This window comes from Flavobacterium ichthyis (genome assembly GCF_009915155.1).
Classification (GTDB): Bacteria; Bacteroidota; Bacteroidia; order Flavobacteriales; family Flavobacteriaceae; genus Flavobacterium; species Flavobacterium ichthyis.
This window is the reverse complement of the sequence record NZ_JAABLM010000003.1, coordinates 162,207-176,161: the sequence shown is the minus strand read 5'-3', so window position 1 is coordinate 176,161 and position 13,955 is coordinate 162,207. Positions and strand designations below refer to the sequence as shown.

The 13,955-nt window shown below is 35.4% G+C and carries 14 protein-coding genes; 7 read left to right on the top strand and 7 right to left on the bottom strand.

All coding sequences use genetic code 11. The features are described from left to right. The first annotated feature begins 121 nt into the window (after positions 1–121). Positions 122–1,318, top strand: coding sequence for a tetratricopeptide repeat protein (locus tag GV828_RS03705; protein WP_166536130.1), 1,197 nt, complete (start codon positions 122–124; stop codon positions 1,316–1,318). Positions 1,319–1,321: 3 nt separating this feature from the next. Continuing rightward, entirely contained in the window at positions 1,322–2,359 is a 1,038-nt protein-coding gene (gene menC / locus GV828_RS03700) for an o-succinylbenzoate synthase (protein WP_166536129.1), read from the top strand. Here the strand turns inward: menC and GV828_RS03695 are convergent. The 6 genes from GV828_RS03695 to rlmH form a co-directional block, all read right to left on the bottom strand. Then, complete coding sequence (locus GV828_RS03695) at positions 2,356–4,644, bottom strand: acyl-CoA dehydrogenase family protein (protein WP_166536128.1); 2,289 nt, start codon at positions 4,642–4,644, stop codon at positions 2,356–2,358. The two genes, menC and GV828_RS03695, sit on opposite strands and share 4 nt — an antisense overlap. Positions 4,645–4,692: 48 nt before the next feature. Next, a complete protein-coding gene (locus tag GV828_RS03690) occupies positions 4,693–5,178 on the bottom strand; it encodes a nuclear transport factor 2 family protein (protein ID WP_166536127.1) in 486 nt (161 codons plus the stop codon). A gap of 13 nt (positions 5,179–5,191) precedes the next feature. After that, positions 5,192–5,656: a hypothetical protein gene (locus GV828_RS03685; protein WP_166536126.1), complete on the bottom strand. Its 465-nt coding sequence runs from the start codon at positions 5,654–5,656 to the stop codon at positions 5,192–5,194. After that, on the bottom strand, positions 5,656–5,862 hold the full coding sequence (locus GV828_RS03680; protein ID WP_166536125.1) for a hypothetical protein: 207 nt from the start codon (positions 5,860–5,862) through the stop codon (positions 5,656–5,658). Before GV828_RS03680 ends, GV828_RS03685 begins: the two co-directional genes overlap by 1 nt. Before the next feature lie 74 nt (positions 5,863–5,936). Further along, positions 5,937–6,944 carry an LLM class flavin-dependent oxidoreductase gene (locus tag GV828_RS03675; protein WP_166536124.1) on the bottom strand — a complete coding sequence of 336 codons (1,008 nt, stop codon included), beginning with the start codon at positions 6,942–6,944 and terminating at the stop codon, positions 5,937–5,939. A 75-nt stretch (positions 6,945–7,019) separates the two neighbouring features. Beyond that, positions 7,020–7,493, bottom strand: coding sequence for a 23S rRNA (pseudouridine(1915)-N(3))-methyltransferase RlmH (gene rlmH, locus GV828_RS03670; protein ID WP_166536123.1), 474 nt, complete (start codon positions 7,491–7,493; stop codon positions 7,020–7,022). A gap of 185 nt (positions 7,494–7,678) precedes the next feature. Between rlmH and GV828_RS03665 the strand changes: the two genes are divergently transcribed. The 4 genes from GV828_RS03665 to priA all read left to right on the top strand — a co-directional run bounded on the left by GV828_RS03665 (position 7,679) and on the right by priA (position 12,746). After that, positions 7,679–8,149 (top strand): hypothetical protein, encoded by a 471-nt coding sequence (locus tag GV828_RS03665; RefSeq protein WP_166536122.1) that lies wholly within the window; start codon positions 7,679–7,681, stop codon positions 8,147–8,149. 289 nt (positions 8,150–8,438) lie between these two features. Then, positions 8,439–9,296, top strand: a complete 858-nt coding sequence (gene nadC / locus GV828_RS03660; protein WP_166536121.1) for a carboxylating nicotinate-nucleotide diphosphorylase — start codon at positions 8,439–8,441, stop codon at positions 9,294–9,296. A gap of 1 nt (position 9,297) precedes the next feature. Beyond that, on the top strand, positions 9,298–10,221 hold the full coding sequence (locus tag GV828_RS03655) for a YihY/virulence factor BrkB family protein (RefSeq protein WP_166536120.1): 924 nt from the start codon (positions 9,298–9,300) through the stop codon (positions 10,219–10,221). Positions 10,222–10,298: 77 nt separating this feature from the next. Beyond that, positions 10,299–12,746 (top strand): replication restart helicase PriA, encoded by a 2,448-nt coding sequence (priA, locus tag GV828_RS03650; protein ID WP_166536119.1) that lies wholly within the window; start codon positions 10,299–10,301, stop codon positions 12,744–12,746. Here the strand turns inward: priA and GV828_RS03645 are convergent. Continuing rightward, positions 12,743–13,438 carry a LytR/AlgR family response regulator transcription factor gene (locus tag GV828_RS03645; protein WP_166536118.1) on the bottom strand — a complete coding sequence of 232 codons (696 nt, stop codon included), beginning with the start codon at positions 13,436–13,438 and terminating at the stop codon, positions 12,743–12,745. The genes priA and GV828_RS03645 overlap by 4 nt on opposite strands. A 175-nt stretch (positions 13,439–13,613) precedes the next feature. On the opposite strand from GV828_RS03645, the gene rpsF reads away from it, so the two are divergent. Next, a complete protein-coding gene (gene rpsF / locus GV828_RS03640; RefSeq protein ID WP_166536117.1) occupies positions 13,614–13,955 on the top strand; it encodes a 30S ribosomal protein S6 in 342 nt (113 codons plus the stop codon).

The following is a 13,955-nucleotide window of genomic DNA, read 5'->3' as shown; positions in this document are numbered from 1 at the left end:
CGTATTCAAATTTAGATAGTATTTAAAAATTTTGCGAAAGCAGAAATACCTATCATTAAAATCTTTTAAATTGCGCAAGTAATTCACAATTTTGTTTTCTAAATAATTCGCTGTTTCGCACATGAAAAAAATTTTATTGTTCCTTGTATTTCTCAACATTCACGCTGGTTTTTCACAGCAAAATGGTTACTGGGATAAAGATCGTGCCACCACAATAGAAATTGTTTTAACAGCCGGAAGCAGAATCGCCATAAAATCCGAAGACTTACCAACCGGAACCACAGAAATCGTTTATAGAATTACGTTATTAGATGATAACCAACAACTCGCCAGTAGTTTGGTTTCGCTTTTAAAATCAATTCCAGATCCGTCGGGAATCAGTCAAGGTGGAGCAGGAGCTGTTTTTTTAATGTCTAAAGTTTCTGGCGATGACAAATGTAAATACGGCGTATTTTCTTCAGAAAAAAATGCCACTGATTACGAAAAATACGGAAAATTGACTAATGCTTGTTTCGCTCAAAATAAAGCGATTAGCAAAGACGCCAAACGAATTACCGCGGAAAAATCAGACTGTTTTACTCCCGATAGTGAAAATATTTGGTTTGGTTTTGAAAGTCAAAACTGGATTATGAAACAAAAAATTGTGCTCGAAATCGTGCCTTGGGTTGATGCTGAATTAAGTCGCGGATGGAATGTTTCTCATCGACAATCGGTTATAAATCAATTAGGAAAAGCCAGTTTTTCAAAAAAAATGATCAACAAAAATGAATTGGCTTTGTGCGTTCTTGAAAAATTACAGCAAAAGTATCGCTACAAAGACTTTACCAGTTTGCTCAACATCGAACAAAATAAAATCACCAGTGAATTGGCTGACCAATGTTTCAGCAAGCCGTCAAATGGCTTGTTAAAAGCCTTGAGAAACGATGGCAACGAACATTTTAAAAATCAGAATTTTGCAGATGCAATTGACATTCTGAAAAATATCATTATCGAGAAAGGAAATGCTAATGCTTTAGATTACAATAATTTAGCATATTACTATTTATTTTCTAATCAATATGATAAAGCATTTCAAACTTTAAAAACAGCTCAGAAATTAGACGATGCCGAACTGCTCATCGACCTCAATTTGGCACATTATTATATGTTAACAGGAGAATTTCGCAAAGCAAAAGAAATTCATCTCGAACATTTGAATCAAAATGTTTCCGCCACTAAAAGCTGGAAAAATAAAGCCTTGTCTGATTTTGAAGAAATGAAAAATGCCAATTTAAATGTTCCGGATTTGGGAAAAATTATTAAAGTTCTTGAAGATTAATTTATGAAAGCATCTTACCAAAAATACATTTTAAATTTTAAAAAACCTTCCGGAACTTCTCGCGGCATTATGACAATCAAAGAAACTTTTTTTCTTTTTTTAGAAGAAAATGGAAAAAAGGGAATTGGAGAATGCGGCATTTTGCGTGGTTTGAGCATCGATGACCGTCCGGATTATGAAGAAAAATTAAATTGGGTTTGCCAAAATATTGAGGCTGGAGAAGAGTGGCTTTTAGAAAATTTAATCGAATTTCCTTCGATACAATTTGGCGTAGAAACCGCTTTTCGCTCTTTTCAATCTAATAATATTTTTGAAATTTTTCCTTCGGAATTTACAAATGCCAAAAAAAATATTCCCATTAACGGTTTGGTTTGGATGGGGGACAAACAGTTTATGAAAGAACAAATTGAAGAAAAAATTCAATCTGATTTTTCATGCATCAAACTGAAAATTGGCGCCATAGAATTTGAAAAAGAACTCGAACTGCTACAATTCATACGAGAAAATTATCCTCCCGAAAAAATTGAAATTCGTGTGGATGCCAACGGCGCTTTTTCTGCAAACGAAGCTCTTAAAAAATTGCAACGCTTGTCAACTTTTAGAATTCACAGCATTGAACAACCCATCAAGCAAAATCAAGTACATTTGATGGCAAATTTGTGTAAAGAAACGCCAATTCCAATTGCGTTAGACGAAGAATTGATTGGCATTTTTGAGCTTTCGGAAAAAAGAAAATTATTACAGAAAATAAAACCGCATTATATCATTTTAAAGCCTAGTTTGGTAGGTGGTTTTCAGGGCAGTTTGCAATGGATTTCCCTTGCAGAAGAAATGGGAATTGGCTGGTGGATTACCTCGGCATTGGAGAGTAACATTGGCTTGAACGCGATTGCTCAATTTACTTTTGTACAACAAAACCCTATGCCACAAGGATTGGGAACGGGTTCATTATATACTAATAATTTTGAATCACCTTTAACGGTTAAAAATGGTTTTTTGCAATATGATACCGCAAAAAACTGGGAATTTGACTTACTCTAATTTTTTTTCGCAATAGCTATTGGAGCACTCAACAATTGATCCGGAATTGCAAAGGCTTCCACTAACGGAACCGCATTTTGCCTAATTTCCCAACATAATTGGTTTACAGCTTTTCGAACGGCTTTGGTTTTCACACCTTCCATATAACCTTGTTCTAAAAACCAACTTGCATTTTTTTCAATGGTGTGCAAAGCAAAAAGCTTACACAGTTTTCCCAAAACATTTTTCAAGTTTACATCGTCAATTTTTTCGACAGCTGCGTGAAATTGCTTCAAAATTATGTTTTCAAGATAGGCTTGTGCCACGTGAATTAAATGATGTTGCACAATATTAAACGCGTCAAACGAATCCATTCCGGAATCCAGTAATTTTTTGATTCTTTTTCCGGCTGACGCCAAAATTTCTTTCTCGCGATATTCAAATGCATGAAGATGAAAATTTGAATCCAAAATATGTTTTTCGTCAGTATTTCTGGTGGCAAGGGGATTTTTGTAAGTGATTGAAGTTTTGGCTTGATCCATCACATAATTAAACATCCCGAAAGTGTCCATTTCTCCAAATTGTTTCGAAAATTCCGACAAGCGATTTTTGGCAACCAAATTCATCAAAACCGTATTGTCACCTTCAAATGTGGTATAAACTTCAGTGTCATTTTTTAATGCATCAAACCGGTTTTCGCTCAAATAACCCTTTCCACCACAAGCTTCCCGACATTCCTGAATGGTATCACGCGTATTCCAAGTAGTGTAAGCTTTCATTCCCGCTGCAAGTGCTTCAATTTCCTGCATTTCGGTTTCATTTCGATGTAAAAATCTTTGGGTAACGTATTGCAAAGCAAAATGACAAGCGTAAACGTTTGCCAAATACGGCATCAATCGTCGTTGGTGAATTCTGTAATTTAAAATTGGAACTTCCGTACCATTTTGCGGTCCAAATTGTCGCCTTTGATCACCATATTTTATGGCAATTGTTAAAGCTGATTGTGCCGCCGCGTTTGCCGAACGTGGAATCCCAATTCTGCCGCCAACTAGAGTTCCTAACATGGTAAAAAAGCGTCGGTTATCGCTTGAAATCGGGCTGGTAAATTTTCCGTTTTTGTCGATTGAAGCAAATTTGTCCAACATATTTTCTTTCGGAATGACAACGTTTTTGAAATAAATAATTCCATTATCCACGCCATTCAAGCCCATTTTTTTACCGCAATCTTCAATAGTAACACCTTCTACAATATTTCCTTTAAAATCTCTAATTGGAACTATAAAAGTGTTGACGCCGTAATCTTTTCCGTCAATAATTAATTTGGCAAAAACCGTTGCCATTTGTCCATCGCGAGCTGCATTTCCAATGTATTCTTTTCGGGCAAATTGATGAGGTGTATTGATGGTAAAAGTTTTGTTAATATGATTGTAAATTGCCGTTGTTTCTAATGCTTTCACGTTAGAACCGTGATTGGTTTCGGTCATAGCGAAACAACCTGGAAGCGAGAGATTTCCTACTTTTTTTAGATATTTTTTGTAATGTTTTTCGGTTCCCAAAGAGTGAATACTCATGCCCCAAAGCCCGAATTGAACACCAAATTTTATCACCAAACTCAAATCATGGTAGCTTAAAGTTTCCATAATGGCAAAGTACGATTCGATGTTGTCTTTTCCACCGTATTCCTTGGGATAAGCTGTAGAACCCAAACCTTCTTTGGCTAAAATTTTACACCATTTCAAGACCTTTTCACGATAAACCTCAATATCAGTTGATTCTTCGTACTTGAAACTTGGTCTGCAAAGAATTTTTTTGACCAAATGAATTGTTTCTCTTTGGTTTCCTTCTAAAATTTCGGTGAGTTTTTCAATTTCAAAACTGGGCTCAGTAGCATATTCCGAAGTAATAGTACCATGATTTTCTTTGAAAGCAAATACCGCTTCGTTGCTAATAATTCCTAATTTTTTCTCGATGTTTTGCAACGAAAAATACAGCTTTTTTAAAGTGTCATCTTTGATGTTGTTTTGTTCAATCAATACTAATTTTATGGCAACATCCGTCAACGTTTCTTTTTCATCTGAAGCATTTACAGCAGGCAAAATCATGTCTCTCCAACTTTGCAAATCTGCTCTTGAAGGTGGATTTTCGATATCGATTAAGGAAGAAATTTCTGATTTTTCTTCTGGCGAAAGCCAATCTTCGGATTGAATTGTAGTTGCGATAATTTCCGATTGATCTTGCGTCATTACGTCATCGCGCCAAGAAATATACAGTATGGGAAGCAAGGCTTTTGCTAAAGAATTTTTCATGATTGTAAAGCTTTTTCTTAAAATTATTGAAAAGAATTTTAACTCGCCTTAAATGTCTGTTAATTGTTTTTTTTGCTGAAATTTTCGCAAACTCTCGATGGCTTCGTGTTGTATTTTTTTCTTTAAAAATGTGGTCCAACCTAACCAAAAGCCAATGTTTCCTAAGGCTTGCTTTGCCCAATTGTGAAAGTCAAATTCGTCTTCGTGGGCAAAAATAAGTCCGTCTTTAAAAATAAAATTAGCTTTAATTTTATTTTTAACCTTTCGATTTGTTTTAGAAAAAACATAAATCGCAGTCCACTTTGCTGAACCAGTCGTCGCATTTGCTTTGATGTTAGAAAATTCTATGGATAAATTTCCTTTCGCACGCTCGAGCAACATTTGCCACATATCTGCAATGTCTTGCCCTTGAAGTGTTCCAAAAGCTGGATCATTAAAAATGGCTTCGGGATGGTAACAGCTTGCCATCGTTTGATAATTGTGGTTAGCAAACGCCGAATAAAATTCTTCAATAATTTGTTCGTTCGTATTCATTTTTTGGTACAATTTAAGGCTGATAATTGTCGGTCCAATCAGTGGATTTTATGGCGGAAACTTTGTTCTCTCTATTCAAAGTTACTTGAAGTTCTTTTTGCAAATATTTTTTTTCGTAATCGGCTTTAAATCTAAATATGATTTCTTCGTCATCCTCGTTTCTGATGGCTTCTACAAAACGAAGGTCAAGAAATTTTCCGTGTTTTAAAGCGAATTTTCTACATGTTGCTGATAGTCGTTCTAAGGTAGTATTTTGTATCACTTTGTCAGTAGCTTCTTCTTTTGTAAAAGGTTTAAATTTTGAGGTATTGCAAGCGCTCAATATGCGTTTTCCTAAATTATACGCTTTGGATTTTTGTGCTTCGGAAATGGCGGCAACTTCTATTTTTTCTGGTTCTGAGGGTTTTGCTGTTTTTTTTGATTTACACGAAAATAAAAATGCGGAACATAACAATATGAAAACAATTTTTTTAGTCATTATTCAAGATTTGAAAGATTTGGATTAACGCTGTCAACTTCAACCTCGGTAGCATCAGGTTGTGGATGCGTTGGAACATTAGTGGTTGGAGATGGAGCTGGTTGAGCGGTTTCAATTTCAGTAGTTTCCGGATCTTGCTTAGGTGTTTCTTTGCAGGAAATTCCTACAAATGCAAGCAAAATCATCGTAGCGAGTAGATTTTTCATAGCTTAAAAAATTTTAATCAAGTTACTGAAAATCTCTCAAAAAGTGAAAGCCGCCTTAGTTTTTTATTGAATTTTTAAGATTGTGGAAAAATTTTTGCCAGCAACTCGTACGATTTTTTTCGGTCTTGAAAATTTTCTGCCATCGTTGCCACCATAATTTCATCCGTGTCAAAATCCGAAGCAATTTTTTCTATTTCTCGTTTTACTTCTGCCGGATTTCCGGCGATAAAACGACCTCGATTGTAGGCAATTCTCGCTTTTTGCGCAAGCGAATAATTCATATTTTTTATTTCTTCAAACGTTGGTAAATTTCCCGTGGCACCCATTTCGATGTGCAACATTCGATAATTGAATTCGGTAATCCAATCGGCTATTTTTTGCTCATCTTCGGAACAAAAAACAAAAATCCCAACGTTTACTTTTGGCTTTGCCAAATTTTGAGAAGGTTTAAAATTTTCTCTGTAAAAAGATACCACTTCGTCGCCACCTTCCGGGTTTATGAATTTTGCAAAAGACAACGCCATTCCAAAATGTGCGGCAAATTGAGCGCTTCCTCCACTTGAGGTAAGTAGCCAAAGTTCGGGTAATTGATCAGCTTTCGGGAAAGATTTTACTTTTTCGTGAACGGTTTCGGGCGTTTCATCATGGCGAAGAAATGCCTGAATATCAATTAATTGTTGGAAAAATTCTTTTTCACTAAAATCATTGGCTGGATTCAGCAAGTGTGATGACAGCCTGTCGCCTCCGGGAGCTCTACCAATTCCGAGGTCAATTCTGTTAGGGAAAAGTGTTTCGAGTAAGCCGAAATTTTCTGCCACTTTCAGCGAACTGTGATTGGGCAACATAATGCCGCCAGAACCCACACGGATTTTTTTTGTTTTGGAAGCTAAGTAAGGAATCAGCACTTCGGGAGCGGTTCCGGCAACCATTTTAAAATTGTGGTGTTCGGACACCCAATATCTTGTAAAATGTAATTTTTCGGCGAGTTGCACTAATTCGGCGGATTCTTGCAAGGCTTCGGCAGCGGTTCCGTTACGTTTTATTTGAGATTGATCTAAAACGCTTAACTTGATATTTTTCATATCGGTAAAGATAGCAAACAATGAAAAAAGTTGGGCAGTTTGCGAGCTTGTGACCGTGTTATTTTTTTGCTAAAATTATTGATGATGGTAAGGTTCGTTTCGCAAAATGGTGAAACCGCGGTACAATTGTTCGATGAAAAAAAGTCGAACCATTTGGTGCGAAAAAGTCATAGACGAAAGCGAAATTTTTCCGGTTGATTTTTGGTAAACCGTTTCCGAAAAACCGTAAGGACCACCAATCACAAATACCAAAGTTTTTATGCCGGAATTCATTTTTTTCTGTAATTCATCGGCGAAAGCTACGCTTGAAAAATGTTTTCCGTTTTCGTCTAATAAAATGAGTTGTTCTGTGTGGGAAATTTTGCTCAAAATCAGTTCGCCTTCTTTTTCTTTTTGTTGAGTTTCCGATAAATTTTTGACGTTTTTTATATCCGGAATGATTTCTAAATCAAATTTTATGTAGTGTGACAAACGTTTTTGATAATCGTCTATTAAAGTTTGTAATGATTTATTGTCAGTTTTTCCTATCGCAATTAATTTAATATTCATTATAAAGTGATAATTTTTTCAAAGTTAGTAAAGGTTGTTGAAATTTTGGGAGTAATTATAATTTAATCTAAACTTCTTGTTAATCAATGTATTGTGGAACCTTGAGTAGAAATTTTGTAAGTGATTTGGCTACAAGAGTTTTTAAATTTGTCATGCAATCCTCAATAAAATAAAAATTAGAAATTATGAAAACGACAATTTTATCGCTGATGACCATTTTCACATTTGGAATTGCTTCAGCACAAACAGATCCGCAAGACAGAACGCGAACGACACCAACAACAAGTTCGCAAACACCACATAACGATTTAGATAAGAAAAAAAATAAGAAAAAAAATAAATCGACGGTGGAACCACGGAGAAGTACGGACATGAACAGTACAAGATCAAATAATAGTACTTATGACCCAAATCGTCCGACGGTAAATCCCGGAAATTCTACGAATCCGAGTGGAACAACAAATCCTGGAAATACAATCAACCCGAACGGCACTTTAACTCCAAGAGGAACTACTAATCCGGGAACGATGACGCCAACTACTACAGCGCCAAATGGGACGATGAATCCGCCGAATCCAACGAACCCGAATAGTACGATAAATAATCCGGCAGGAACTAGTACAACCCCAGTTCCGATGAATTCTCCTAGAAATTAATTTTTTTAGTTTTTAGATTAAAAAGCCTGATTCATTTTAAGAATCAGGCTTTTCTTATACATTTTTTAGGAAGCTGGCGATTGCTGAAAACGCTTCAAGTTTTTCCTTTAGCCCCGTCCCGAAGTGTCGGGAGAGGCGATTTCCCACGCCTTACACTGTGTCAAAATTTTGGCATTGATAAAGACGAAAGCGGGGACGAGCGATTATAAAAATGCCGGATGATTCGCTCCAAAAAAATAAGGAACAATGGGAAAGTTTTTATATTTTAGCTTTATGATAATTTTTTAAGATGATAACTGAAGCACAATTTAAGCACGAATTAAAACTGATTATTGAAAACGGAATTCGCGAAGATGTAGGCGATGGCGACCATAGTTCGCTGGCGTGTATTCCTGCGGAGGCAACGGGTAAAGCGAAACTTTTGGTGAAGGACGAAGGCGTGATTGCGGGAGTGGAATTTGCCAAAATGATTTTTAAATATGTGGATAAAAGTCTGGAAATCGAGACGCTGATTGAGGATGGAAGCGAGGTGAAACATGGCGATATTGTATTTTTTGTGAGGGGAAGTTCTCAAAGTATTTTAAAGAGTGAACGCTTGGTTTTGAACGCAATGCAAAGGATGTCGGCAATTGCAACAAAGACGAAATTTTTTGCGAATTTGCTGGAAGGAACGGCGACGAAAGTGTTAGATACCAGAAAAACCACGCCTGGAATTCGTGCGATTGAAAAATGGGCTGTGAAAATTGGTGGTGGCGAAAATCATCGGTTTGCGTTGTACGATATGGTGATGTTGAAGGACAATCACATTGATTTTGCAGGCGGAATTACGCAAGCAATTGCCAAAACCAATCAATATTTGGCGGAAAATAATTTGGATTTAAAAATTATTGTGGAAGCTAGAAATCTTGATGAAGTGACGGAAATCTTACAATCGGAGAATGTTTTTAGAATTTTGTTAGACAATTTTGACTACGAAACTACCCGAAAAGCCGTTGCGATGATTGGCGACAAATGTTTGACTGAATCTTCTGGAAATATCAACGAAAAAACGATTAGAAATTATGCAGATTGTGGCGTGAATTATATTTCATCTGGCGCTTTGACGCATTCTGTTTACAATATGGATTTAAGCCTAAAAGCCGTGTAAAGTGACCAAAATTATAGAAGACAAACTCAACAAAATTCCTGTGGTTCGATCGCTAATGCGGTTAACGCAGAAAATTAAATTGCCCTGGCTGGAAGGTTTGTCTTTTTATGATTTACTCGAATTGTATTTTATTGGGATTGCAAAGGGAGCGTTTTCTTACAGAGCAAGTGCGATTGCATTTAGCTTTTTTATGGCACTTTTTCCGTTTGCGTTATTTATTTTGAACTTAATTCCGGTAATTCCTATTGATGATTTGCAAACGGATTTTTTAAAATTTGTGGAAGAAAGTGTTCCGCCAAATACCTATGATGCGATTTATAAAATTCTGAACGACATCCTGAACAATAGTTACAAAGGTTTGCTTTCGTCGGGATTTTTACTTTCGATTTTTTTGATGGCAAATGGCGTCAACGCAATTTTAGGAGGTTTTGAATATTCGCGACATATTACTGTTACACGAGGATTTTTCAGGCAATATGCGGTTTCCATTGGTATTGCAATTATTTTAGCGTTTTTGTTGATCATCACGGTTTCGGCAATTGTGGTTTTGGAATACATTATTCAAACGATGAAAAGTAGGGGTATTTTTGAAAACATTAATCTTATCAATATCGGAAGATTTGTGTTTTTAGGCTTGATGATTTTAACAGCCACGTCCATTCTTTTTAAATTTGGAACAAGACAAACCCGCAAAAATTCTTTTTTTAGTATAGGGTCAATATTTACTACCATTTTAATCATTCTTACCTCTTTTGTTTTTGGAATTTACGTAGTAAGATTTGCCAAATACAATGAATTATACGGTTCGATTGGAACATTATTGATTTTGATGATTTACATTTGGTTAAATTGTATGATTTTATTGCTTGGTTTTGAATTAAATGGTACAATTAATCGATTGAAACGCAAGAAGTTGTTTAATTAATAAAAAATCTTTTGGACAATTTTTACCTAAAATAGATTTCTTCTAAAAAAAGCTATCTTTGTATAAATCACGCCAAAATGTACTTTGTAGAAGTTATACTTCCATTATCGCTTGCCAAAACCTTTACTTATCGTATCACCGAAGCTGAATTTTCATTTATAAAACCTGGAATGCGAATTGCGGTTCCGTTTGGGAAAAGTAAAATATATACAGCTTTGGCAGTTGAAATTCATCAAAACGAACCTCGACTTTACGAAGCTAAAGAAATTCACGAAATTTTAGACCAGATTCCGCTGGTAACTCAAACTCAAATTGAACACTGGAAATGGATTGCTAGTTATTATATGTGTAGCATTGGCGATGTTTTTCGAGGTGCAATGCCCTCAGCGTTTTTGTTGGAAACCGAAACGATTATTTCTGCAAAAAATACAAATCTTCCATGCGAACAGTTATCTGATGAAGAATATTTGGTACTGGAAGCCTTGCAAAATCAGAGTTCGCTAAAGGTTAGTGATGTGATTTCGATTTTAAACAAAAAAAATGTTTTCCCGATTATTCAAAATCTAATTGCCAAAGAAGCCGTGTTGCTTCACGAAGAAATGGTGGAACAATACCAACCCAAGTTGATTAAATATATCAAACTTCACGAAGATTTTGAGGATGAAAATACGCTTTCGGGTTTGCTTGAAAGTTTGAAAAATGCTAAAAAACAAGCAGAATTGGTTTTGGCGTTTTTTCAGTTGAAAGCCACTCATAAGAAACCCATTACAGTCAAACAACTTCTGGAAAAATCAGGTGCTTCGGCAGCAGTGATGAAAGGATTAGTGGACAAAAATATTTTTGAAATTTATTATTTGCAACACGATCGGGTGGCTTTTGAAAAAAATAAAAGTCAAGTCGAATTGGTTTTGAGCGAAACCCAAAATAATGCCCTTACTGAAATTAATTCGGTTTTAAAAAAGAAAGAAGTTTGTTTGCTTCATGGCGTGACAGCAAGTGGCAAAACGGAAATTTATATCAAATTAATCGAAAGTATTTTAGAGAAAAATCAGCAAGTGTTGTATCTCTTGCCCGAAATTGCTTTAACGACGCAACTCGTAAGTAGGTTAACATCTTATTTTGGTAATCAGGTGGCGGTTTTCCATTCAAAATATAGTAATAATGAAAGAGTAGAAGTGTGGTATCAAGTTTTGCAAAATTCGGCGAAAGCCAAAATTATAATTGGAGCCCGTTCGGCACTTTTTTTACCTTTTCAAAACTTAGGTTTAATTATTGTGGACGAAGAACATGAGCAAACTTTTAAGCAATTTGATCCTGCTCCACGTTATCACGCTCGAGATGCTGCTATTGTGTTGGCAAATTTTTTTAAGGCCAATGTATTGTTAGGTTCGGCAACGCCAAGTTTAGAAACGTATTTTAATGCTTCAAACGGAAAATACGGTTTGGTAACCGTCACCGAACGTTTTGGGAAAGTGATGATGCCAGCTGTTGAACTGGTAGATTTGAAAGACAAATATTTTCGAAAAAAAATGAAAGGTCATTTTAGCGACGTTTTGCTTGAAAATATGGCGGAAGCTTTGGCTTTGGGCGAACAAATTATTTTATTTCAAAATCGCAGAGGTTATTCGCCGGTACTGGAATGTCTTACTTGTGGACACGTGCCACAATGCGTTCATTGTGATGTGAGTTTGACTTTTCATAAACTTAAAAACCAACTTCGATGTCATTACTGTGGCTATTCAATGGCAAAACCCTCTAATTGTCACAGTTGTTCGGGAGTGGATTTGACCACGAAAGGTTTTGGAACGGAACAAATAGAAATCGAATTGAAAGCATTATTTCCTGAGAAAAAAATCGGGCGAATGGACCAGGATACCACGCGAGGCAAATATAGTTTTGAAAAAATAATCGACAGTTTTAAAAACCAAGAAATTGATATTTTGGTGGGAACCCAAATGTTGGCAAAAGGTTTAGATTTTGAAAATGTTTCGTTAGTGGGAATTATGAATGCTGATAATATGTTGTATCATCCTGATTTTCGGGCGTTTGAAAGAAGTTATCAGATGATGACTCAGGTTTCTGGAAGAGCAGGTCGATCGGCAAAACGTGGCAAAGTAATTATTCAAACTTATAATCCGCATCACAATACCATACAACAAGTTACTAACAACGATTATCTGGCAATGTATAAAGAACAATTATACGACAGACAAGTTTTTAAATATCCACCCTTTTTTAGGTTGATTAAAATTACGATGAAACAACGCGACTTTGAGAAATTAAAAGAAGCATCAATGTGGCTTTATCAGGTTTTAAGTCAAAATTTAAACATGCCAGTTTTAGGTCCGGAAGAACCGCCCATCAGTAGAATTAGAAATGAATATATCCGAACAATTATAGTAAAAATTCCGCAACAAAAACATTTGGGCAACATCAAAACTACGATTGCAAAAATATTGAATAGCTTCGATACGGTGCCGCAATATCGTTCGGTAAAAGTATCAGTTAATGTTGATTTCTATTAATCGGAAGCTAAAGCCTTAACCAAATCCTCTTTTTTATGACGGCTTAACGGAATTTTATTTGATCCGATTTCGGCAAATTTGCTGTTAAATTTATCCACTTTGTCGATGTTAATAATAAACGATTTATGAACACGAATAAATCGTTCTTTAGACAATTCGTTTTCAAAAGATTTCATGGTGGCTAAAACCAAATGGTTTTCATCTTCGGTAACTACTTTTACATAATCACCGTAAGCCTCAATCCATTTAATTTTGGCGGTAAAAATTTTTAATTTTTTAAGATTACTCTTAATAAAAATATGTTCACTGTCTTCATCTAAATTTTCACGGCGGAGATTGTATAAATCTATGGCGCGTTTTACAGCAGCGCTAAAACGTTGCGGAGAAATGGGTTTTTGCAAATAATCAGTAGCATCATAGTCAAATGCTTTCACCGCATATTCCGCTTTCGAAGTAATAAAAATGATTTGAGGTTTTGTCTTTAAACCATCAAGTAAATCAAATCCATTAATTACCGGCATTTCTATATCCAGAAAAACCAAGTCCACTTCTTTATTGGTAAGACAGTTTTTGGTTTCTATAGCATTTGAAAAGTCACCTACCAAATTAAGGTTAGGATGATTTGAAACAAGTTTGGTTACTGTCATTCTCTGGATGGCACTGTCATCTACAACTACACAATTCAATTTCATACTTTTGGAGTTTTTAACAATTTTAGGGCGGTTAAATTTAAGCATAATAAACTTACTACAAAACATTTATGGGTGATATTTTTACCTTTTATCGAATAAAAGCACATTGTACTTGTTGGTTAAAAAAAAATGATTACTTTTGCACCCAATTTTATAACAATTAAAGTATTGTATTATGAATCATTATGAAACTGTTTTCATCTTGAATCCCGTTTTATCTGAAACCCAGGTAAAGGAAACAGTAAGCAAATTCGAAGATTTTCTTACTTCAAAAGGAGCAGAGATGGTATCTAAAGAGGACTGGGGCCTAAAAAAAATGGCTTATGAAATCCAAAACAAAAAAAGTGGTTTTTACCATTTATTTGAGTTCAAAGTAGCTCCAGAAGTATTAATTGCTTTTGAAACTGAATTTAGACGTGACGAAAGAGTAATGCGTTTCTTAACCGTAACTCTTGATAAACATGCCATTTCTTGGGCAGAAAGAAGAAGAGCAAAACTTAAAGCATCTAAAGCGTAA